The sequence below is a fragment of the Lactobacillus gallinarum DSM 10532 = JCM 2011 genome (assembly GCF_001434975.1).
Taxonomy (GTDB): domain Bacteria; phylum Bacillota; class Bacilli; order Lactobacillales; family Lactobacillaceae; genus Lactobacillus; species Lactobacillus gallinarum.
Window position 1 is genome coordinate 17,886 of sequence record NZ_AZEL01000005.1, and the last position, 23,786, is coordinate 41,671.

21 protein-coding genes, 1 other RNA gene and 2 pseudogenes are annotated in these 23,786 nt (G+C 35.9%); 2 read left to right on the forward strand and 22 right to left on the reverse strand.

The genetic code is table 11. From position 1 onward, the window contains the following. Nucleotides 1-55 precede the first annotated feature (55 nt). Nucleotides 56-2,257, forward strand: a complete 2,202-nt coding sequence (locus FC37_RS01020; protein WP_035434000.1) for an LTA synthase family protein — start codon at nucleotides 56-58, stop codon at nucleotides 2,255-2,257. A 51-nt stretch (nucleotides 2,258-2,308) separates the two neighbouring features. On the opposite strand, the gene FC37_RS01025 is transcribed toward FC37_RS01020, so the two are convergent. From FC37_RS01025 to FC37_RS01110, 18 genes and pseudogenes are all read right to left on the reverse strand, one after another. Beyond that, the gene (locus tag FC37_RS01025) at nucleotides 2,309-3,766 is read right to left on the reverse strand and encodes a sensor histidine kinase (RefSeq protein ID WP_025005109.1); all 1,458 of its coding nucleotides are present in this window, start codon (nucleotides 3,764-3,766) and stop codon (nucleotides 2,309-2,311) included. Beyond that, nucleotides 3,766-4,488 carry a response regulator transcription factor gene (locus tag FC37_RS01030; protein WP_025005110.1) on the reverse strand — a complete coding sequence of 241 codons (723 nt, stop codon included), beginning with the start codon at nucleotides 4,486-4,488 and terminating at the stop codon, nucleotides 3,766-3,768. The genes FC37_RS01025 and FC37_RS01030 overlap by 1 nt, the downstream gene beginning before the upstream one ends. Further along, nucleotides 4,488-4,880 (reverse strand): SdpI family protein, encoded by a 393-nt coding sequence (locus FC37_RS01035; protein WP_025005111.1) that lies wholly within the window; start codon nucleotides 4,878-4,880, stop codon nucleotides 4,488-4,490. Before FC37_RS01035 ends, FC37_RS01030 begins: the two co-directional genes overlap by 1 nt. 34 nt (nucleotides 4,881-4,914) lie before the next feature. After that, nucleotides 4,915-5,880 carry a mannose-6-phosphate isomerase, class I gene (gene manA, locus FC37_RS01040; protein WP_025005112.1) on the reverse strand — a complete coding sequence of 322 codons (966 nt, stop codon included), beginning with the start codon at nucleotides 5,878-5,880 and terminating at the stop codon, nucleotides 4,915-4,917. A 92-nt stretch (nucleotides 5,881-5,972) separates the two neighbouring features. After that, a pseudogene (locus FC37_RS01050) lies at nucleotides 5,973-7,023 on the reverse strand (MalY/PatB family protein). A gap of 8 nt (nucleotides 7,024-7,031) precedes the next feature. Further along, a pseudogene (locus FC37_RS01055) lies at nucleotides 7,032-7,909 on the reverse strand (DUF3737 family protein). 167 nt (nucleotides 7,910-8,076) lie between these two features. Continuing rightward, nucleotides 8,077-8,444: a transfer-messenger RNA gene (gene ssrA / locus FC37_RS09930) on the reverse strand. A gap of 51 nt (nucleotides 8,445-8,495) precedes the next feature. After that, the gene (locus tag FC37_RS01060) at nucleotides 8,496-9,680 is read right to left on the reverse strand and encodes an acetate/propionate family kinase (protein WP_025005113.1); all 1,185 of its coding nucleotides are present in this window, start codon (nucleotides 9,678-9,680) and stop codon (nucleotides 8,496-8,498) included. 45 nt (nucleotides 9,681-9,725) lie between these two features. Continuing rightward, the gene (locus tag FC37_RS01065; RefSeq protein ID WP_025005114.1) at nucleotides 9,726-10,727 is read right to left on the reverse strand and encodes a class I SAM-dependent methyltransferase; all 1,002 of its coding nucleotides are present in this window, start codon (nucleotides 10,725-10,727) and stop codon (nucleotides 9,726-9,728) included. A 170-nt stretch (nucleotides 10,728-10,897) separates the two neighbouring features. After that, nucleotides 10,898-11,398, reverse strand: coding sequence for a ComGF family competence protein (locus tag FC37_RS01070; protein WP_035434033.1), 501 nt, complete (start codon nucleotides 11,396-11,398; stop codon nucleotides 10,898-10,900). Between the two features lie 7 nt (nucleotides 11,399-11,405). Then, entirely contained in the window at nucleotides 11,406-11,675 is a 270-nt protein-coding gene (locus FC37_RS01075) for a hypothetical protein (RefSeq protein WP_025005116.1), read from the reverse strand. Next, complete coding sequence (locus FC37_RS01080; RefSeq protein ID WP_025005117.1) at nucleotides 11,672-12,103, reverse strand: prepilin-type N-terminal cleavage/methylation domain-containing protein; 432 nt, start codon at nucleotides 12,101-12,103, stop codon at nucleotides 11,672-11,674. The genes FC37_RS01075 and FC37_RS01080 overlap by 4 nt, the downstream gene beginning before the upstream one ends. Then, a complete protein-coding gene (locus FC37_RS01085) occupies nucleotides 12,072-12,419 on the reverse strand; it encodes a prepilin-type N-terminal cleavage/methylation domain-containing protein (protein ID WP_025005118.1) in 348 nt (115 codons plus the stop codon). Before FC37_RS01085 ends, FC37_RS01080 begins: the two co-directional genes overlap by 32 nt. Nucleotides 12,420-12,429: 10 nt before the next feature. Then, complete coding sequence (locus FC37_RS01090; RefSeq protein ID WP_025005119.1) at nucleotides 12,430-13,431, reverse strand: type II secretion system F family protein; 1,002 nt, start codon at nucleotides 13,429-13,431, stop codon at nucleotides 12,430-12,432. Next, on the reverse strand, nucleotides 13,400-14,374 hold the full coding sequence (comGA, locus tag FC37_RS01095; protein ID WP_025005120.1) for a competence type IV pilus ATPase ComGA: 975 nt from the start codon (nucleotides 14,372-14,374) through the stop codon (nucleotides 13,400-13,402). Before comGA ends, FC37_RS01090 begins: the two co-directional genes overlap by 32 nt. 146 nt (nucleotides 14,375-14,520) lie before the next feature. Continuing rightward, a complete protein-coding gene (locus FC37_RS01100; RefSeq protein ID WP_025005121.1) occupies nucleotides 14,521-15,249 on the reverse strand; it encodes a YebC/PmpR family DNA-binding transcriptional regulator in 729 nt (242 codons plus the stop codon). Nucleotides 15,250-15,339: 90 nt separating this feature from the next. Then, on the reverse strand, nucleotides 15,340-15,855 hold the full coding sequence (locus FC37_RS01105; protein WP_056945447.1) for a VanZ family protein: 516 nt from the start codon (nucleotides 15,853-15,855) through the stop codon (nucleotides 15,340-15,342). 94 nt (nucleotides 15,856-15,949) lie between these two features. After that, nucleotides 15,950-16,135: a type Z 30S ribosomal protein S14 gene (locus FC37_RS01110; protein WP_025005122.1), complete on the reverse strand. Its 186-nt coding sequence runs from the start codon at nucleotides 16,133-16,135 to the stop codon at nucleotides 15,950-15,952. A gap of 359 nt (nucleotides 16,136-16,494) precedes the next feature. On the opposite strand from FC37_RS01110, the gene FC37_RS01115 reads away from it, so the two are divergent. Beyond that, the gene (locus FC37_RS01115; protein ID WP_025005123.1) at nucleotides 16,495-18,120 is read left to right on the forward strand and encodes an APC family permease; all 1,626 of its coding nucleotides are present in this window, start codon (nucleotides 16,495-16,497) and stop codon (nucleotides 18,118-18,120) included. A 40-nt stretch (nucleotides 18,121-18,160) separates the two neighbouring features. Here FC37_RS01115 and FC37_RS01120 read toward each other — a convergent pair whose 3' ends face one another. The 4 genes from FC37_RS01120 to FC37_RS01135 all read right to left on the reverse strand — a co-directional run bounded on the left by FC37_RS01120 (nucleotide 18,161) and on the right by FC37_RS01135 (nucleotide 23,785). Further along, a complete protein-coding gene (locus FC37_RS01120; protein ID WP_025005124.1) occupies nucleotides 18,161-19,117 on the reverse strand; it encodes an alpha/beta hydrolase in 957 nt (318 codons plus the stop codon). 155 nt (nucleotides 19,118-19,272) lie between these two features. Beyond that, nucleotides 19,273-20,748, reverse strand: a complete 1,476-nt coding sequence (locus FC37_RS01125; protein ID WP_025005125.1) for a glycoside hydrolase family 1 protein — start codon at nucleotides 20,746-20,748, stop codon at nucleotides 19,273-19,275. Nucleotides 20,749-20,795: 47 nt separating this feature from the next. After that, the gene (locus tag FC37_RS01130; protein WP_025005126.1) at nucleotides 20,796-22,820 is read right to left on the reverse strand and encodes a beta-glucoside-specific PTS transporter subunit IIABC; all 2,025 of its coding nucleotides are present in this window, start codon (nucleotides 22,818-22,820) and stop codon (nucleotides 20,796-20,798) included. Nucleotides 22,821-22,951: 131 nt separating this feature from the next. Beyond that, complete coding sequence (locus tag FC37_RS01135) at nucleotides 22,952-23,785, reverse strand: PRD domain-containing protein (RefSeq protein WP_025005127.1); 834 nt, start codon at nucleotides 23,783-23,785, stop codon at nucleotides 22,952-22,954. Nucleotide 23,786 lies beyond the last annotated feature (1 nt).

Sequence of the window (23,786 nt, forward strand, 5' to 3'; positions counted from 1 at the left end):
GCATAACTCTTGATAAATCGTTGTTTTAAGCAGAAGGAACCTTTAAAATTAAAAGATGTTAAAGGAGAAAAATATGAAAAAGAAAATTAGCAATTTTATTCAAACAAGAACTGGATTTTTGGTTCTTTTGGTATTTTGGTTTTGGATAAAATACATTTTTGCCGCTTATTTCGACTTTAATTTAGGTTTATCGGATCCTTACCAGCACGTTATCATGTGGCTCAGCCCGATTGGGACTGCTGTAATTTTGATTAGTATTGGCTTTTACATCCCTAAACCTATTATTTCCTATATCGCCATGTTAATCATGGATTTTGCAAATACTGCTTTGCTATTTGCAAACATTATCTATTACCGGCAATTTACTGATTTTTTAACCATTAAAACAATGACTAATGCTGGCAAGGTCTCCCAAGGCTTGGGTAAAAGTACTGTTGCTTTACTCCACCCTACCGACATCTTAATTTGGATTGACCTTATCATTATCATCATCCTTTTGGTTATTCATAAAATACGAATCGATCAAAAATCATACGGGCTGTCAACTCCCATCGCTATTACTTCAGTTGGAGCATTGATTACTACTTTGAACATCTTTCTGGCTGAGACTTCCCGTCCACGCCTTTTAAGAAATACCTTTGACCGTTCTTATGTAGTGAAATATTTGGGAATTGATACTTTTACTGCTTATGATGGTTTCAAGAGCGCACAAAACGTTCAGGTAACCCAAAATGCTAATGCTTCAGATCTAAATGAGATTTTGAATTTTACCAATAAGATTCATTCTGCTCCCTCATCCGCATATTTTGGCGTAGAGAAAAATAAAAACGTAATTGTCATTCACTTGGAAAGTTTTCAACAGTTTTTAATTAACCTTAAGGTTAATGGCAAAGAAGTGACACCGTTTTTAAATTCACTTTATCGAAATAAACATACTTTGAGTTTTGATAACTTTTATCATCAAGTTGGTTTAGGTAGAACTAGTGATGCTGAAAACATGTTAGAAACCAGTACATATGGGATTGCAGATGGATCATTATTCACTTCACTTGGTTCTGAGAATACGTTCCAGGCAGCTCCCCAAATTCTGCGTCAAGATGGGTATACTTCTGCTGTATTCCATGGGAATGTCGGTACTTTCTGGAATAGAAATGATGTCTATAAAAATATGGGCTATAACTATTTCTTTGATAAGAATTATTTCAGTACACAAAATAAAGACAATATTGGTTACGGTTTAAAAGATAAGCTGTTGTTTGCCGAGAGCATCAAGTACCTAGAACAAATGCAACAGCCATTTTATGCAAAATTCATTACTGTTACTAACCATATTCCATTTGATCTAGATAAGGATGATCGCGATCCTAACTTTAAGACCACTAAAACGAGCGATCAAACTATTAACAACTATTTTGAAACTGCTCATTACTTAGACGAAGCAGTTCATGAATTTTTCAACTATCTAAAAGCTTCTGGCCTCTATAAAAATAGTATGATAGTAATCTATGGTGATCACTATGGATTAAGTAATTCCGAAAATGAAACCTTAGCTCCAATTATTAATGAAAGTGCTGATACTTGGAACACATATAACAATGTGCAAATGCAAAAAGTTCCATTCATGATTCACGCTGATAATTTAAAAGGAAAAATCAGTCACGAAATTGCTGGCGAAATCGACGTTCTTCCAACCTTGCTTCACCTACTTGGAATCAGTAATAAGGGCTATGTTCAATTTGGTAGCGACATGCTTTCTCCTCATAGACAAGATTGGATCGTCTTTAGAAATGGTACTATTGTCAGCTCCAAATATATTATCGTTGGAGGCAAGGGAATAAAAGGAACAGTTTACAATCGAATTAACGGTAGACAAATTATTAATTTTAGCCCGCAGGAAAAGAAAGAAATTACCGCTTTAGCTAAAAAAGCTAAAGATTCTCTTCATTATTCTGATTTGTTTAATAATCATAATTTACTACGGTTTTACACTCCAACAGGTTTTGTACCGGTTGATCCAACTCAGTTTAATTACTCTACTAATTATCAAAAGATGATCTCAATCAGACAAGACCTAGCAGATAGTTCTACTTCACTTTACAGTGAAAATCATAACCGTTCTACAACCAAGCTCTATAAGACTGATGCTTCTGAATTGCACAATCGTGAAAAAGATATTACTAAAGTGCCAGAAGAAGTACTTAAGAATCAATTAACCGAGCAAAATAAAAGTAGCACAGAAAAAAGTGATAAAAACTAAAGAAAATTAAAAGGCATTCAGCTGTATAAAATTGCAGCTGAATGCCTTTTTCTATTCATCTTTGCTTATAAATTGTTCATAGCCTTTATCATAAAAGATAACCGTAAATGTTGATCCTTTGCCAGGTGCAGAAGCCACTTTTACTTTACCACCGTGCTGTTTAATCAATGAGGAAACAATGGCCAATCCTAACCCAGATTCGCCTGTGCCCATCCTCGCTCTTGATGGATCAGCCTTGAAAAAGCGTTCAAAGATAAACTTAGTTTGGTCTTTACTCATGCCGATACCATCATCCTTGACAGATATTTCACTAGCATGTTCCAATCTTTTACCAGAAATTTGAATGTGACCATCATGCGTAAATTGAATGGCATTTTGAACCAAGTTGACCATCACCTGCGTAAATCGATCACGATCTGCATAAATTGGCAATTTTTCTGGACCAGCAACACTAATTTCGTCTTTAGCCTTTTGAGCATTTTGTTTTAACTGCGACTTTAAGTCATGCAGAATTGGCATTGCATCAAAATCTGTTTTAATCAACATGATCTGATTATTACGGATTTTTTCATAATCCAAATTTTCATTAACTAACCTAATTAAACGTTTAGTCTCACGTTGCATTAAATCAATAGACTTAGGCTTAGATTCTTCCGGAATGGCGTCATACTGCAAGCCCTCCAGAATGCCATTAATAGTTGTCAAAGGTGTTCGCATTTCATGAGCTGCATCAGCCATAAATTGATCACGCCGCTTTTCTTGTGCCCTAACTTCTTCATTTGATTGCTTAAGTGCCTTAACCATTTTATTAAAGTTTTCAGCCAGCTGATCAATTTCATCACTGTCTTTATGAGCGATCTGTACATTGAAGTTTCCTGAGGCAACTTTTTGCGTTGCCCGAGACAACCGTTTGATTCGTTTAGTTGAATAATATGAAATGATAAAGCTAAGAATAAGTCCAACTGCTACAGTGATTAACAAAGCCCGCAATAAATTGCGCTTAGCCATATATATTGGTCGCTCAACATGTTTTACCCTAGAACTAATCCACGCTATACCAACCAAATTTTTTCCATTCATCCAGGGGACTAAGACACCAGTATATGCGTCCTTAGTTGAACCAATTGGGGAATTTTCAGTATGGTTATTCTGGATGCAAATCTCTTGTCCATTTTGCAAAGTAGAAAAAATCTTATCAGACAATTGAACTTTGGCATTGACCCGAGGATAAATTTGCGTATTTTTATCATCAAAAATACGTAAATGAACGTCATCTCCACGCAATACAAATTCTAATTGATTCAAGAAATTATCATTTAGTAAAGCTGTGCCGTTTTTGCCATCCGTTTCAGCTAATTCTCCCAACGAATTAGCATAACTTTCCATTCGTTGATAATTTTGCATGTAAGCCTGATTACGGGCATATCCGATTTCTGAATAACCAATAATGGAAATCGTGGTTACGATAATCAAAAGAAAGCCCAGCATGTTCTGATAAATTAATTTCATTATTTGACCTGCGAATCGTCAAACTTATAGCCGACACCCCAGACTGTTTGAATAACTTTGGCGCCAACTTTTTCTAATTTTTGCCGCAATTTTTTAATATGAGCATCAACGGTTCGCTCCTCACCATAATACTCATATCCCCATACTAACTCTAATAGCTGATCACGTGAAAATACTTGCTTAGGCTTTTGAGCCATCGTATACAGTAAATCAAATTCCTTAGGTGTTAAATCAACTACCGGTTGATCATCAAACAAAACTTCTCGTCTATCCTTAGAAATTTTTAGATGAGGTGTTTGAATTTCATATTCCTGATTAGTATTTTCTTGCGTTTGAACATCTTCTTCCATCATCACACGACGATGAAGGGCCTTAATTCGTGCAATCAGGGCAATTGGACTAAATGGCTTAGTCACATATTCATCAGCACCAATTCCTAATCCCAGAACTTGATCTGATTCACTGCCCCTAGCAGTAAGCATGATAATTGGAACAGTAGGAGAAATAGCCCTTACTTCCTTAGCAACCTGAATCCCATCTTTTTTTGGCAAATTCAGATCTAATGTAATCAAATCATACTTATCTGCATTTTCTTTAAACATATCGACGGCTTCGACACCGTCGACAGCGATATCTTGCTGCCAACCTTCTTTTTTAAAAAACATTCCCATCATTTCAGCGACAGAACTGTCATCTTCAACCATTAAGATTCTCAAACTCATTATCGATCCCTAAATCCTTTTGTTCTTTGACGTTTTACTTGATCGGGATCGACATAGTCATGTGGCAATTCATGTCTTTTACTTAAAAAAGATTTGAGACTTTTTTCAGTAAAGACAATTGGCAATAAGATAAATAAATAAAAAGTTAATAGCCAAATGAGAAAATAGCGATCCCAATTCAAATAGTGAATAATTAACCCTATTACGACTTGAATCAAGCCGAATAAAATACAATATAAACTTGCCCTTCTTTGAGCAAACTTAAAACTATCCTTGTTAACTTGCGCTAGATAAGATAAATAGCCATAAATCCGATTAGGCTTCTTGGCTGGTGAAATCAACCAAATAATTCCAATCACTGCCATTATTGAACCACAAGCGACATAGATCACAATTTCTCACTCCTAAATCTGATAAAATAAACGGTTATTCCTCACCAGGTGCAGACATAACTATTCTCATTTTACCAGTGAAAGTGAATTTCTTCATCTCATTTGGAATAATTAAATTAGTTCCTAATTTCAAATCATATGTTTTGTCATCAGCTTCAAGTTTTCCTTCGCCTTTAATGACTGAAACTAAAAGATATGGATGATCCTTTAACCCTGTTTTCCAAGTACCATCAAGGTCAATTTGCCATAAGTAGAAGTGTGGTGAAATTGGTGGTTCTACCAAAGTCTTAATTTCTGCATCTTGATCCTTGCTGGTCTTAATATCTAGCTTAGGATCAACATGAGGTACAGTAGTTACATCAATTGATTTTTGCGTATGAAGTTCACGCTTTTTACCGGTCTTCTTGTCTACTCGATCATAATCGTAAAGACGGTAAGTAACATCACTTGATTGTTGAGTTTCAATTACCAAGCAACCCTTAGTCAAAGCATGGATTGTACCTGCTGGAACGTAGAAAAAGTCGCCAGCCTTAACTGGAACTTTTCTGAGCAACTTGTCCCATTCACCCTTATGGATCATATCAGCTAATTCTTCACGAGTCTTAGCATAATGACCATAAATAATGTAGGCACCTGGGTCTGCTTGCATGACGTACCAGCTTTCAGTCTTGCCGGAATCATTTTCTACTTTTCTAGCATAATCATCATCTGGGTGTACTTGCACTGATAAATTATCATTGGCATCCAAGAACTTAACCAAAAGTGGAAATTCCTTAGCCTTAGGATTACCAAATAATTCTGGATGTTTTAAATAAACATCTCTTAAAGACATGCCCTTAAGTGGACCTTCAGTTACTACTGAAGCATCATCCTTATAGCCAGAAATAATCCAAGCCTCACCGACTTTTCCTTCTGGAATATCATAGTGAAAAATATCATCTAATTTGCGTCCACCCCAAATCTTTGGTCTAAAATACGGGGTTAAAAATAATGGTTCCATTTAAATCACCTCACATAAAGTATATACTTTGAGGCTATAAAAATGAAACCCTTTTCTTAATTATATATCTACCTTTTTGTTTACATGTAAACCTATTTGCTATACTTACGGATTCCTTCTACCAATCGCTTCATTCCATCTTTTACCATTGCTAATGGGCAGGCTAAATTTATCCAAATGAAATCTTGTCCGTTACCGCGATAAACACTACCTGCTGAAACAATTAGACCTGTCTCTTTTCTCAAAAAAGCAGCAAAATCTGCAGAATTATCAGTCACTTTCTGTACATTAATCTACATCAAATAAGTGGCATCCCCAGAGACAACTTTTACCTCAGGAACATTTTCTTGAATGAACTGACTGATATAATCAAAATTCTCATTTAACTGTTGCTTTAACTTCTTCAGCCAATCATGCCCCTCTTCATAAGCAGCATGAAGTGCAGCCACATTAAAAGTCTTGCTTGGTGAAACCAAAGAAATTACATTGCTTTTAGCTTCAATTGAAAATGCTGGTGTATAGCCCTGTCCTTTTCCGACTAAGTCACTATGAATCTCATCCGAAAGCAAAACTACATGGTGTTTTTGACATAATTGTGCAATTTTTTGAACTTCTGCTTTAGTCCAAACCTTACCAATAGGATTGTGAGGATTACAGAAAATCATTAACGTAGTGAGTGGATCAGCTAATTTTTCTTCTAAATCTGTCCAATCAATGCTGTAATGTTCACCATCAAACACTAAATTACTTGATAAAGCATGGCGCCCATTATTCAAAATAGAGTTGTAAAAAATATTGTAAACAGGTTCTTGAACTAGAACATTATCGCCAATATGCGAAACACGCCGCACAATCGATGAAATCGCGGGCACAACTCCCGTGGTAAAGATCATCCAATTGGTTTGCGGACGATATCCATGTTCTATTTCATACCAATCCGCTACCGCATTAAAATAATCAGCTTGTGGCCACTCATAGCCAAAGGCACCTAATGAAACTTTTTCTTTCATTGCCTTAATGATTTCCGGTGCTGTTTTAAAATCCATGTCGGCAATCCATATCGTTAATTCCACCTGGCTTAACATCCCACTTTACTGAATCCGTATGACTACGATCAGGTGCATTTTTAAAATCATATTCCATTATTATCACTAATCCTTTGGTTTTTGATTATTATCTGAATGCTTTACCTTTGAAATTATCTTTGGACAATTGATTTTCGTTTTTTCAGGATCAATCTTATTTGAATCCATAGTTAAAATTCCAATTTCTGGCGCTACAATTTTACCTGACACGGGATTTTTAACACTATCAATTTTACTAGTCACTTCTACATCCATATCTGAAACATATTCAAAATCTAAATCAGTATTAATAAGTGAACTATTTTTAATTTCAAGATGATCAATATAATTTAATCCTTGATCACTTTCGATTTTACAATTAATGAATTTAATATTCTCAGTATTCCAAGTTAGATACTCACCATCAATTGTTGAATCATAAATAGTCACATTTTTACAATTCCAAAAAGCAGCTTTAGAGACAAAAGTTGAATTGTGAACCTCAATATTTTCAGCACCATCAAAAACATAATTACCAACTACACTCACGTGATCTAGATATATATTCTTGCTATCCTTGCCAAAATAGTCGCCATTAATTTGTGAATTAGTAATTCTAATATCATTACAAGTTCACATCGTTTCTTCTGCATTGGCAAAATGAACATTGTCCAATCTAATATGACTTGCTCTTCTAAATAGTTTAGGCGCTTGTAAAGCACTATTCTTAATAGAAATGTTTTTAGTATACCAAATTCTACTCCTAGACATTATTTCAAAGGTAGTATTTTCTACTTCTACATGATCGTCATACCATAATGGATACTTCCATGTAAAAATTGAATCTTTTAATCTGACATTATTTACCTCCTTTAAAGGAGATTCACCATGACCAAAGGTAATGCATCATTAATGCCATAAAGTATCCTTTCCCCTTCAAAGTATTTATTTTTGTATTTAATCATTCGCTCACCTATTATCTGTAAAAACAGTTTTCTTTAGGTTCCATTATAAATAGCAGCTTTTATAATGTTTAATACTTATTTTTAGGGCAAAGCTATAACTAATTATTATTAATAAATAAAAATAAAAGTCTTGCTAGGAATCATATCCTAGCAAGACTTTTACTATTGTATGGAGATGAGGGGAATTGAACCCCTGTCCAAACGCATTCCGTCACTGACCTCTACGATCATAGTTATATTACTTGAACTTCACTAGCCCAAAACGCCATATAACAGGGCTAGGATGAGCTAGCTAACCTGTTAAGACTCTTTTCAACTATTCAGGTGAGGTAGTTAAACGTAACTCGTTAAAGTTGATACTCAGTGTCAGCCACGAGTAAACCGACAAAGAGCAACGCATGCGCTAAATTAAGCAGCTAATGCGTAAGAATTTTTGTTATTTGCAGTTATATTTAACTGTAACGTTTTTACGTAGACGTAACCTACGAATCGCAGTCAATGCGAATCTACGCCTGTCGAATCCCAAAACATCCCCTTGAGACTCTACTATTGTAGCATAGACAAATGAATCCTGCGAATAAAAAGCTTAATTAATATCAGTTAAACGAACTACATCACGTTCAATGATTAATTCTTCGTTAGTTGGAATAACCATTGCCTTTACCTTAGAATCTGGCTTAGTAATGAAATGTTCGCCGTTTTCTTCATTTGCTTCGTAATCTGGTTCAACGCCCATGTATTTGAAAGCATCCATTACTTCTTTGCGTACGCCCATATCATGTTCACCAATACCAGCAGTAAAGATAATAGCATCAACGCCGCCCATTTCAGCAATATATGAACCAACGTAACGCACAATTCTATTAATGAAGATTTTTCTAGCTAACTTAGCACGATCTGTGTCGCTTTCACGAACATCACGCATATCTGGAGAAATACCTGACAAACCAAGTAAACCAGATTTGTGATTCAAGATATGAATCATTTCATCCATTGATTTATGTTCAACATGCATTAAATGTTGGATAAGTGATGGATCGATATCACCTGAGCGTGTAGCCATAGTAATACCTGCAAGTGGACTAAAGCCCATTGAAGTATCATATGATTTTCCATCTTTAACGGCAGTAATTGAAGCACCTGAACCTAAGTGGCAAACAATCAATTTTAAGTCTTTAAGATCTTTGCCCATCATATCAGCTGCACGTGGAGCAACATAACGAACAGAAGTACCATGTGCACCATATTTACGTACACCGTACTTTTCATAATATTCATATGGAAGAGAATACAAGTAATGTACTGGATCAAGAGCGCGGTGGTAAGTAGTATCAAATACAGCTACTTGTGGCACCTCTGGCAATACGTTCATAAATGCTTCAATTCCACGGCCTTCAGCTGGGTTATGAAGTGGAGCGTAATCTTCTAATTCATAAATCTTAGGCAAGTTTTCCTTAGTGATAATAGTAGAATCAGTAAAGTATTCACCACCATTAACTACACGGTGACCCACACCAACGATTTCATGTAAATCATCTACTACATTGAATTGCTTCAAGAATTTAATTAATAAGTTAACTGCAGCTTCTTGATCGGCAATTTCTGTTTTTTCTACATGCTTATTGCCATCAGCCAATTTAATTTCAAAGGAAGCATTGTCTAATCCAACACGATCAGCCATACCACTTGCAATAACTTTTTCATCTGGCAATGAGAATAATTTATATTTAAAAGATGAACTACCAGAGTTAATTGCCAAAACCTTTTTCATAAAAATAATTTCCTCCTCTTTCAATAAAAGTTAAGTAATCCCGAATTAATGATTGATTTTAGTATACCACTCGTTCAATTTGACATTAAAACGAATCAAAGCCTCTTCTTTCTTCAAAGAATCTAGTTTAGTTAACAAAACTTCACTAGCCTTGGCATCTTCTCCATGATTTTGGAAAACAAGGATCGACTTTTGATTAAATTTATTTTTAAACATATCATCAGGCAATTCGACAATGGCTTTCAAATATACCTTTTTCGTTAACCATGGCATAAAATCAGCACCAATCTTGCCTGATAAAATTGATTTAGGAACAACTAAAAATGCATAACCCGCAGGTTTTAAGTTCTTAATTATTTGTTCAATTAATAGTAAGTGTGCAAATGAATGACCTTTTTCTGCTCGATTTTCAAATTTTTTAGCATTTTCATCAACTGGATAATAGCCAATCGGCAAATCGCTTACTACTACATCCGGATTAGAACACATCCATGGCATTAATGCATCTTGACAATAAAGTTCAATGTCAAAGTCATTCAAGTGTGCTGCCACATCTGCTAAGTTAAGCATTTCTTCATCATTATCAATTCCGACTAATTGATAGTTATCTTTAGAATGGTTTAAGGCCTTTAATTGTGAAATGATTGAAAACAGCAGAATTCCAGTACCAATTGTAGGATCAACTATTTCAACCTTTTCATTCTTCACCAATTTATGCATTAACATTGCAATTACAGTTGAAATTGCTGGTGGTGTTGGCATCTTATTAACATCAAAGCCATCATCATTAATTGCTTTTAAAGTTAAAAAAGTAAAAACTTGCGCCTTATCTTTTTGACTAATCTCATCATAATCAAGTGACTGATATTTTTCACTTAATTCTGCAACAGTTTGTTCATCTGGTGCACCATTTTCGACTTTGATTTTACCTTGCTCTAAATTATCAAATGTTTCAACTAAGGCTTCTGTAAATGAAACATTCAGGGCTTTTTGCAAAGTTTGTACGCAATCTAAAAATTGATTAAAAAGTTTCTCAAATTTTCCCATAACGTCCCTCCATTACCTTCATTATTTTAAAGAAAGGAAAGAAGAGGTGCAAGGAAAGTTATTTACCAGACAAATATTTGATAATCATCAAATTATTCTCCATGCTTGCGCAATAGACTTCTTGATACATTTTGATAAAAAGCAAAGTCGTAATTAAAACTAAAATGCTGCTAAGCAATGCGCTTCCTTTTATTTTTAACAATCTTTTTCTCTCTTTCTGGTTTAGGTTCTTCATCAAGCTTGAAAACTAAATCTGATTTTCCTTTATTTTCTTCTACTACATGAATGATAATTTGATCTTTTTTAGTGACAAACTGAGCCGATTTTATATTGAAAATAAGCGGCATATATCCGCCCCGCCCAGCTCCTGCTTTTGATACCTTTAAAACATGATTTTTTAAATAATATTCAATCGCATACTGTTCTTTTTCATCATTTTTATTAACTCGCATAAAAACTATCCTATTGCTTTTGGAATCTTTCACGATCGGATAAACAGTTTTCGTATCCTCAGTATGCATAAAATTATTCAACTGCACATATGCATAAGCAATATCATTTACATGCTGATTTTCATGCATGTTGGCTCTTTTAATACTTAACAGCAGATTTTGCAAAATGGAAAGGACCAGGATAGTAATAAAAAGAGAAAAGATGACTTCTGCTAACATGAATCCTTTAGTCTGCAATCTTGTATTTTTGGTTAGTATTTTTATCATTAAGATAATGCTGCCCTATCCTTTCATAAACGTGATCATGTACCGTTATCTGATCCAGATTGTTGGCCTTTAACACATGATAGGCATAGACACGATCAGTTTTTAATTCCATTTCACGACCATTTTTTTGACTTTCAGCAACAGTTAAGTAAAGGCAACTTACAGCAAATAGTGAAATGATAATGGCAATGGCGCTTTCGAATATAAAAAATCCCTTTACTTTTTTCATTTTGCCATTCGTCCCCATAGCATTTGATATTTCACAGCTTTTTTCATCCCATAACCGCTAAACGTTATTGTCCCAGGAACAGAGCGTCCAGTTTTAGTAAAAACAAATTTGTTCAAACCTTTAATATCAATATTTTTATCAATATTTACTTGCTTTTCATGACCACCACCGATTAATTTTATATAATGTTGATCCTCGGAAAAAATGACGGTAACGGCATGTCCCTTTATCGTGCTAATTCGAGATGCTTGATCAAGAGCAGCATTTACTTCTCTTACTGTATTATCAAAAATTAAACGGTGTTGATATTTTTGCAGTTGTAAACTGCCAATTAACAGCATCCCGCAACAAATAGCTAAAGTAATCATCGTTTCAATCAAAGTAAAAGCTCTATATTTATTTCTTATTAATATCAGTAACTTTGCCATTTTCTAATTTAAAACTCTTATTTGCCTTTTTTACTTGATCTTTAGTTAAAAATTCACCCTGTAAATCTTCAAATTTGCTAGGTGTATCGTGTCCATCATCTTTATACATTTCCACCTGTGTTTGCAAAGTAGTCTTAAAGGCATCTGAAGTTCTCGTTTCTGCCTTTTCCTTTTGATTCAACATATTTGGCACAATCAACACCATCAAAATGACGATAATAGCAATCACAACCACCATTTCAATTAGAGTAAAGCCTTCTTGTCTACGGCTTTTAGCTAAAATATTTAACAAATATTTCTTCATTTTCTTTTTCATATTTTTCTCCTTAAAGTCCTTGCATCATTGAATACATTGGCATTAATAATTTCAAATACATGCCAATCACGCAAAAGCCAATCAAGATAAAACAAAATGGCTGTACGTTAACAACTAATTTTTCTATTTTTTGAGTTAAATCAATAAATAAGCTACGCCCTAACATTAAGCAGCTTTGACTTAAGTTTTTTCTTTCCGAACCTGTTTTAAGCAAAACTAACAAGCTATTCGGTAAAAAGACTTCTTGTTCTACGATCTCTTCCAAATTTGTTCCTTCAGCTAATTGATGCCCTATTTTTTGTCCCAAGGCTTGCTGCAAGGATCCTTTTTCCTGCTTTGATGCGTATTCACACATTTTTTGCAATGAAAAACCACTGGCTAAAAGCATCCCAATGTCATACACGAGCAAATAATTCACATATAGCAAAATCACTGGTCCAATAATGGGATATTTAGTTAATCTTTGCATTGAGTCGTAATCCTGTTTGTTGAGTAAAACAATTATTCTTGCTAAAAAATATATTCCAGCAAGTACAACTCCAATCAATCCTAGCATTACCAAATCACCAGAATGCTCATTACCATCGCTAAATTGAGTAGAAATAAATGACTGCATAAAAGCAAGTAAAATCACCATCATAATTGCTAGGACAAATGGATAGGATAACTCTGCTCGCAATTTTTTAACTTGTTCTTGCTTGAGTCGACTAAGAATAGATAATTGATTCAAACATTCAATTAAGTTTCCTTGCTGCAATGCCAAATTAACCTGCGTCACCGTTGTTTTTGAGAAACCTAGTTGAATTAATTCAGCACTAAAACTATTCCCATCTTTCATTCGCTTAACCAGTTTTTGCATTAGTTTCTTTTTCTTTGGCCACAAAACAGGCATCAGCTCTATCGAATTAATCAATGAAAAACCATTTTCTAAACTATGTTTTAAATAATCTAAAAAAACGAGTTGTTCTTCGCTATTTAGCCTATCCTTCTTTGAATTGCTCATATATTTCATCATCGATTTTCCCTCCTTTCCGCAACAACTGCATATTCTCTTGCCAATTAACGAAGTCACTGCGCACGCTTAGCTGCAATTCCTGATTTAAAAGTTCGCCTTTAGCAATATCCATTAGACACTGCATCCCTACTGCACTAGGCAACAGCCTTTGGTAAGACACAGCAGTCAAGCAATTAGCTAATTCATCATTTTTGATGCCTAAACTCTCCAAACGTGAGATAGTCTGCAAAGTACTTTTAGCGTGAACCGTCGCAAAAACTAAGTGTCCACTCAAAGCTGCATCAACTGCTAATCTTGCCGTACCTTGATCACGAATTTCTCCAATAATCAAAATATCTGGACGGTGTCTCAAAGCTGCTTTTAATAAACTTTGATAGTCAATTCCGGCTTCATTATTGACCTGTGACTGCAAAAAAGTAGGTTCATGAACTTCAACTGGATCTTCAATAGTCATTACTACTTTATTGGGACTTAATTTTTTTGCGACTTCATACATCGTAGTTGTTTTGCCTGACCCAGTGGGTCCACTAGTCACGATCAATCCTCGATGCAAAGCTGATCTTTCTAACGATTCTATTTGCTGAGGAAAGAAATATTTACTTTGCTTAATCTCATAAATTATTCTAATGACCAGTGATTCTTGATCTGAAAAGTCACCCAAACTAGAAAGACGCAAATAATATTCTTTTTGATCAACCTCGTAAGCCATTGCTCCTACTTGAGGTCTACGATGTTCTGCAATGTCCATCTGAGCGCTATATTTAAAGAAGTTAATAGTTTCTTGTCCCTCATTCAAGGAAAGGTCGGTTTGGGTAATTACACCTTGGTTAGTTCGAAACTGTACAACCATCGTTTCTTTTTTCGGAAAAAAGAAAATATCACTCGCCTTACTTGAAATTGCGGAAGTGAGTAATTCATTGATAAATTCCTTTGTTTTCATAAAAATCCCCCTTTTTTGCCTCACACTATTTAATACGCAAAAAAAGGCGATTTTTTTCTGAGAAATTTAAAAAATTTTATTTTTTTAGAAAAAAGAGCAAAAAAATAACCCAACCAAATTGGTTGAGTCATTTATCTATTTAATAATTAGTCTTCATCAGCTGCTGCAGTGTAAACATTTTGAACATCGTCACTATCTTCAAGAGCATCAACTAAGTGTTCAAATTGTTCCTTCTTGTCTGCTGGAACTGGAGTGGTGTTTTGTGGAATCATAGTCAATTCAGCATCTGCAAGCTTGTAACCATCTTTAATAAGTGCGTCACGAACATCTGCAAATTGCTTTGGATCAGTGTAGATTTCAAATGCATCATCACTGGTTTGAAGATCTTCACCACCAGCATCCATTACATCAAGCAATACTTGATCTTCATCAGCATCAGTAGTTGAACGGTCAATTACGATGTAGCCTTTACGATCAAACATGTAGGCAACAGAACCAGTAGCGCCAAGTGAACCACCATTACGAGTGAAGGCAACACGAACATCTGAAGCAGTACGGTTCTTGTTATCAGTCAAAGCTTCTACAAAAACAGCAACACCACCTGGAGCGTAACCTTCATAAGTGATTTCATCGTAGTGTTCTTCTGAACCACCTTCAGCTTTTTTGATTGCCCGCTTGATGTTGTCCTTAGGCATGTTGTTTGAACGTGCCTTATCAATTACCATACGTAAGGTAGGATTCCCATCAGGATCAGGACCACCACTCTTTGCAGCCATATAAATTTCACGAGATAACTTTTGGAAAATTTTACCTCTCTTTGCGTCTTGCGCATTCTTGCGGCCTTGAATATTGTGCCATTTTGAATGTCCTGACATAAGGATCCTTCTTTCTTTTTTCTAATATTAATTAACGATATTATCTTAACTCACAGCACCTCAAAATTCAATGGTGTCAAATATTTAAAACTATTTTTTCTTCGTCGAATACTTATTTTTCAAAAATAGAATTAACATTACTAAAATAATCGCCGTTAAGGCACCAGATGCATCCAATATTACGTCATGTACGCTCGGTGTTCTATCTCCAGTCAAAAACTGATGATATTCATCAAAAGCCGCAAAAGCAATAGCCGCAAACCAGGTCAAAATTGGAGCTAGCCATTTAATTTTAAAAATGCGGCGCAAGCCTAAATAGCCAAAGCCACCTAATAAAAAGTATGAGCCAAAATGGGCCATCTTACGCAGAACAAATTGAGCAAGTCCTGCTCTACCATCTAGTTGTGCATTATGAAGGCGCCCACCATATGTAAAATTCCAGCCAGCTACAATATTTTCAAGCCAGCCAAAATATTTACTAACTGTGCCATCATGCAATTCCTGTTCATGATATGTCATTGAACTAGAAATAAATAAAAATACCAATACCAATAAAGCTAACAACAAAAAAAGCTTTTCTCGTTTCGTAAAATGAAATTTCTCCATAACTCTTTCCCTTAGTTTGATTTGAATAACTTCTTTTTACTTTAACAAAAAAAGCGGACTACGTTTAACTTTTTCATGTATTTTATAATTATTTTTACCAACTAGCTTTCTTTACGCCTGGAAGTTGACCTTGATGTGCTAAATCACGCATGCATTCTCTACAAAGTCCAAACTTCCGGTAAACAGAATGCGGACGTCCACAGCGTTCACAACGCGTATATTCTCTAGTTGAAAACTTTGCTACTTTTTTATTACGAATAATTTGTGATGTTTTTGCCATATATAAATTACCTATGCTTTCTAACTCTCTCAGGGACAGGCTTTTTTTCTCTGGTTAAAAAGTTCAATCCCAAAATAATAATTTCAATTGCTACAAGTTGTGCTGTCATTCAAATCACTCCTTTTTTTGTAGTGCTACTTACTTTTAATTAGTATTATACATACTTACATAAAATAAGTAAAGTGCTTTGTACAAAATAGTAACCGTTTTACTACTGGTCATGTTAAGTATCAACGGGTAGAATAAATAGGGATTGTATGAAAAGGATATTTATGAACGAGAAATGTAAAAATAAATCGCCAGGAATTCTACTTAACTTATGTAAACTATTTTATTAAGTAGAAAAGGATGAGAATTACTTGGACGATTTAACTTCAACTAAAAAAATGAAAGCCATCACATGGCCAGTTTTGACCTTGATGGCACTTTGTACTGTTATCGGCTTGGACGATATCATGTACAACTTCCAAAACCAAGGGATGCCAGTTATCACCTCTTGGATTATCATGTGTTTGCTTTATGTAACACCTTACTCATTAATGGTAGGACAATTAGGTTCTACGTTTAGTGAAGAAGGTGGTGGACTTTCATCATGGGTCCGCGGTACTGACGGAGAATTTTTAGGTTACTTCACTGCTTGGACATACTGGGCAGCCTCAATTCCTTATGCTGTAGACTCCGCTAACGAAATCATTGTCGACCTAGGTTGGGCATTGACCGGTTCAAAGGGATTCCAAGATAAAATTCCTACTACCATGTTTGCTGCTTTGACTTTCGTTGTGTTCATTGTTTTCATTGTCGTTGAACACCACTTTGCCAACTCAATGGAATTCCTTTCCAGTATTGGTGGTGGTTTGATGGTCATTATGACTGTCTTGTTTGTTTTCCTTGCCTTTGTTGGTTTGGCAAAATCAGGCGGTCACATGGCTACCCAACCATTTACTTGGCACACAATCATTCCTAAATTCGACTTGCACTACTGGTCAACCGTCGGAATGTTAATCTATGCCATGAACGGGTGTGAACTGGTTGCACCATATGTAACTAAGATGAAGAAACCTAAGTCAGACTTCCCTAAGGCAATGATTACTTTAGCTATCATGACTGCTTTCTTAACTATCCTTGGTTCATTTGCACTTGGTATCTACTTTGACGCATACCACATTCCAAACGACTTGAAGATGAACGGTGCTTACTACGTATTCGACATGGTTGGTAAACAATTCGGCATGGGTAAATTCTTGCTTTACCTCTGGGCTTGGACATCATTATTGTTCAACTGTGCCTTGGTTGCCGTATTGCTTGATGCCATGACTAGAATGCTTATCTCCGACACTGGTGATAAGTACATGCCTAAGTTCTTACGTAAGAAGGACAAAAACGGCTTACCAATTAACGGTTACATCTTAACTGTTGCCCTTTCATCATTCATCATGATCTTAGGTATCTTCTTACCTGACATGAACGATATCTTCAACTGGTTGCTTAACTTGAACTCAATCGTTTCACCAGGTGTTACCTGCTGGATCTTCTACTCATTCATGAGAGTAAGAAAGAACTCAAAGAAGTACCCATCAAAATATGTCTACATTAAAAACGATAAACTTGCTTGGATTGTTGGTCTTGCCTTGTTAGTTGTTACTGCCGTAGCAACCATCCTTGGTTTTGCACCACAAGATGTTAAACAAGGTACAGGGCTTTGGTGGTACGAATTAATCATCAACATTGTTGCCGTAGTCGTTTTGATCGGCTTAGGTGCAGTCTTACCAGGCATTAGACGACGTGAAGAAGAATACGGTATTGCCTTTGACAAATCTCAATGGATTTGGATGGGAATTATCATTATCGGTTCTATTATTCTTGACGTATGGCTTGGTAGTACCAAGATTCCAGCAAGAATCACAATGATTATAGTTGAAGCTATCGCTGCATTAATCATTACTTGGATTGTTGGACGCAGAAAACCTGCTAATGCGACAAAATAATACAACAAAAAGAAGCTAGAATTTGATCTAGCTTCTTTTTTTACAAATATTTACTTAAAAATTGATCTACACGTTTTTCATATTCTTTAGGGTAAGTTTCAAATGAACGAGCATGCGTTGCCTTTTTGGCTACCCACAGCTGCTTGGGTCCTTTGGCCGCAGCATAGTTTGCATAAACCATCTTGGTTGGTACAAATGGATCGTTGCCACCATGAATAAAGAACATCGGCTTATTATTCTTTTTCACTGATTTAACAGATGATGCATCCCCTAAATAAAAGCCTAGATTTGCCTTGCTAACAACGCTCAATAAGTCAACGGCTGCTGTAGCTACAGGTTTTGGCATATGGTATAGATCTTGTGCTTCATGCAAGAATTCATCTTTAACACTGGTATAACCACAATCTTCAATATAAGCCTTAACCTGCTTAGGCATCTTAATACCACTAGTCATCATAGTAGTAGCACCACCCATGCTGACGCCAAAGATTACTATTTTTTGATTCTTGCCTTCTTTAGCTATATCTTTTTCTACCCATTTACGAACGTCATACTTTTCAGGCCAGCCATAACCAATGTACTTACCTTGGCTTTGACCATGTGCACGAGCATCAGGAAGCAAAACGTTATAGCCTAATTCATGAAACATGCCTGCATATGGCCCCATGGTATCTTTATTGTTGCCCAAACCATGAAGAATCACTACAGTCTTATGCGAGTTCTTAGCTGGAATATAATTTGCATCTAAGCGATAATCACTTGTAGCCGACTTCATATACCAGTGTTGCTTCTTTACCTTGGCATACCATTTCTTTTTGGCAGCCAATGGATCTTTTTTCGTATTGTGCGAATATTTATTTAATACACTTTTTTCACCAGGCGTAAAAGCAACGTTAAAAAAGTATGCTTCACCTGCTCCAATTAGTGCTACAAGTACGGCTACTACTATCCCTATCGTTAGCCAAACTTTTTTGTGCTTTTTCTCATTCCTATTCAAAATGTCAACTCCTATACAAAATCGATAGAGTTTATTATACACTCTTTAGTTTTGTATGGAATATTGACATTTATTAAAAATAAGTACTCTGTCTATATATACAAAAAGAGAGATGAGCAAATCATCTCTCTTTCTTATACCCATATTTTATGCAATTAGCCTAAATCTTCACCGTTTGAAGCAATAACCTTCTTATACCAATCAAAGGAATCCTTAGGCATTCTCTTTAAAGTTCCTTCACCGTTATCATCACGATCAACATAGATAAAGCCGTAACGCTTAGACATTTGACCAGTACCAGCTGAGACTTCATCGATACAGCCCCAAGTAGTGTAAGCACGAACATCAACGCCATCTTCGATCGCACGATTCATGGCTTCAATATGCATTCTCAAGTAGTCGATTCTGTAATCATCATGAATCTTGCTGTCATCGCTAATCTTATCAACAGCGCCAAGACCATTTTCTACAACCATCAATGGCAATTCGTAATGATCGTACATTACTTCGAGGTAATATTGCAAACCATCTGGATCAGTTGCCCAGCCCCATTCAGAATACTTAAGGTATGGGTTCTTAGCACCGGCTGCGAAGTTACCACCAACTTTATCTTCAATCTTGTGCGTAGTCACCACATTACTCATGTAGTAAGAGAAGGTGTACATATCGACAGTACCTTCAAGCATATCTTTCTTGTCTTGTTCAGTAATATCAAGATGTACGTTATGTTCCTTCCAAAGACGCTTAGCGAACGTTGGATACTTACCCTTACATTGTGCATCCCCACAATAGAAGATATCTTGTTCCCACATATGACGGTTAAGCAAAATATCCTTTGGATCTGGAGTAAGTGGATAATCAACGATACCACAAATCATGTTACCTATTACATAGTTTGGATCAATTTCGTGAGCCAGCTTAACTGCACGAGCACTTGCTACAAATTGATAGTGCAACTTTTGATATGCGTGTTGGTAAACCTTATCATCATCTACTTTATTTCCGAATGAGTTAAGCATTAATAAAGTAGTATTAATTTCGTTGAAAGTTAACCAGTACTTAACCAATCCCTTGTATTCATTAAACAAAGTCTTGGCATATTTAACGTACATGTCGATCATCTTACGATCGCCCCAGTCATGGTACTTTTCACTGAGGTAAAGTGGATCTTCATAGTGAGAAATAGTAACTAATGGTTCAATGCCATACTTTTTACATTCTTCAAAGACATTACGATAAAAATCAAGTCCAGCTTGATTTGGCTTTTCTTCATCGCCCTTTGGGAAAATTCTAGTCCAAGCAATTGAAAGACGGAAAACTTTAAAACCCATGTCAGCAAACATCTTAATGTCTTCCTTATAGTGGTGGTAAAAATCAATCGCTACATGGTTAGGGTAATAACTATCAGGATCAATCGCACCAACAGCTCCTTCAGGCAACCCCGCACCTGGCATAGCTGGTGTTTTTTCTAACTTACCATTCAACTTATAAGTCAACATTCTTGGTGCATCAAGACTACCGGCAGTTGTTATATCAGTTACTGATAAACCCTTACCATCAACATCATATGCACCTTCAATTTGGTTAGCAGCGGTAGCACCACCCCATAAAAAATTCTTTGGAAATGACATCTTTATCTCTCTTTCTATTATTGTAAGCAGTTACAGTTCATTATAGCCTAATTAATTTGAACTTGACCAGATACTTTAGCTCCTTCATCTTCACCTTGCAAAGATAAGATTTCTTGACCAACTTTAACTGCACCGTTAGCAACTTGGTTAACACTTTCATATTTCTTTGAATTGGTTACTACAACTGGAGTAGTTACTTCATAACCAGCCGCCTTGATATCTTTAATATTAAATTCAACTAATGGATCGCCAGCCTTAACTTCTTGGCCTTTTTGTACAAGAGTCTTAAAGCCTTTTCCTTGTAAGTTAACTGTATCCATACCGATGTGCATCAAAACTTCTGCACCGTCAGTAGTGTTAATTCCAACAGCGTGACCAGTTGGGAAAACAAGAGCAATCTTACCATCAGCTGGGGCGTGAAGAACACCTTCGTTTGGTTCAATAGCTACACCTTGACCCATGGCACCACTTGAGAATACTTCGTCTTTAATTTCTGATAAAGGTTTTACGTCACCGTTTAATGGTGAAACTAATTTTGTAGATGGATTTAATTTTTCTTCATTTTCACTTGCAGCAACAATTGGATTATTAGCAACTTCTGTTGCTTCGTTAGCTGCTTCAGCAACCTTTTGAGCTTGTTTCTTGTTGTATTCAGCATCAACTGATTTCTTACCGAAGATTAATTGCAAAATAAAACCAACGATAAATGCTACGACTGCGGATACAATAACACCAATAACTGGGATCATTGAACCACCTTTTGGATTAATGTAGGCAGGAATTGCAAAGAATCCCATTGAAGGCATCATGTAAAGTACTGAATGGAAGATACCCATAATTGCACCAGAAACGGCACCACCAATACAACTTAAAACAAATGGAGTTTTTCTTGGTAAAGTTACACCATAAATTGCTGGTTCAGTAACACCGAAGAGTCCTGAGAAGAAGGCACCTATTGCTGTATCTTTTAACTTCTTGTCCTTAGTTTGTTTAATAATTGCCAATACAACACCAATCTGTGCGTAACAAACCATACAAGTAAGAGCCAAAATTGGATCATAGCCTAAAGCTGCAATATTAGTTGTTGATACAGCAACCAAGCCCCAGTGAACACCGAAGATAACAAGTACTTGCCACAATGCACCAACAACCACACCGGCAACAATTGGACTAAAGTTGTAGATACCGGCCATGACTGCACCAATGGCATCACCAACCCAAGTCATTACAGGACCGATAACAATAAATGCAACTGGTAAAGTAATAATAATAGTAAGCGCAGGTACAAGGAACATTTGCACAACCGTTGGAATCCATTTCTTTGCCCAGTGTTCGATAACGGAACCAAACCAAACAGCAAAGATAACTGGCAAAACAGTTGAAGTATAGTTCATAGTAACCACTGGAATGCCAAAGAAAGTTGTATGAATTTCAGAAGCAAATGGCGTACCTTGGAACAAAGTACCTAATACTGTTTTACTTGAAGCTAAACCAACCATCGTTGGGTAAGTTAATACAGCACCAATGGCTAAACCAATAAATTGATTCATGTGGAATCTTCTAGCAGTAGTTACACCCAAGAATATTGGTAAGAAGTAGAAGATACTATCACCAACGGCGTATAAAATTTGATATGCACCAGAAGTTTTTGAAAGCCAGCCCATTGCAGCTGCTAAAACAACTAAACCTTTGATAATACCGCCGGCACTAAGTGGTGCTAGGATATCAGTAAAGATTCCTGAAATTAAGGCAACAGCTTTATCAATGAAACTTGAATTATCATCTGCAACATCGTCATCAGGAACTTGACCACCGCCTGGGAAGCCTCCTTCCTTTAATACAGCATCGTAGACATCAGCAACCTCATTACCGATAACAACTTGATATTGTCCACCGGCCTTTACGACAGTAACAACACCGTCAGTATCTTTTAAGGCATCATCGTTTGCCTTTTTTTCATCCTTTAATTTAAAACGTAAACGTGTTGCACAGTGAACAACACTATTGACATTGTCTTTACTACCAACATCTTGAATGATGCTTTTGGCCAAATTGTCATAATTCTTAGCCATTAGTCTTTCCCCCCTCAAAATAAAAACCCAAGCTACTCAAAAACTAAAGAACATAAATCATGCTCAACGTCTTTCAGTAACTTGGGTTAATGCCTAATTCTCTTAGTAACATACCTAAGTAACTTAGATATTTAGTTTTCTTGGCGACTAGTTACTCGCCAAATATGTAAAACCAAGTAAAATTTGTCATCTGTATCTAATGTCCAATTCATCTTGGCTTGTAAGTAAGTTGCGATTCGTTCTGCGGTTTCATAAGCTCTGCTGTATTTGATCTTCATGAAACCAAGCATCGCTGGATCAAGCGGTGCCTCATCCTTATGCTTATTTCTTAAAAATCTAACCAATAGAATACGCAAATGTGAAATAAAGCGACTGTAATTAAAAGAACTTGTATCGAGCTGCATCGAATATTGCAGTTGAATAATATCAATAATTCCATTAATCAAATTAGTAATCTGAACAGTTTCCTGTACTTGTGCCACATCACTTTTAGCATTGACTAAGTGATATGTCATAAAAATAGATTCACTTTCAGGTAATTCAATTTGCATGTTTTGATTAATTAGCTTTACCACCTTTTTAGCTACCACATATTCTTTGGGGTATAAATTTTTAACTTCCCAATTATTATTGGCTGGATCAATATCGATATGATCCTTAACCCTGGTAGCTGCAAAGTCAATGTGATCTGCTAAAGCAAGGTATTGAAAGTCATTAAACTTAACCTGAAGCAGCGGCTCAACCAACTGAATTATTTTATCAGTGACTTCCATTGTCTTGGGGTTAAACCTCTTAACTTGGTCAACTTCGTCTTTAGTAACAAAACGACGCTCAATTTTACTTTCATCTATCGGATCGCCCTTCTTGAGGCCAAATCCCACGCCCTTGCCTAAAACAATCTCTTCTTGACCTTGATCATTCATGGCTAAAGCAGCACTATTATTAAATGTTTTAAGAAATTTCACG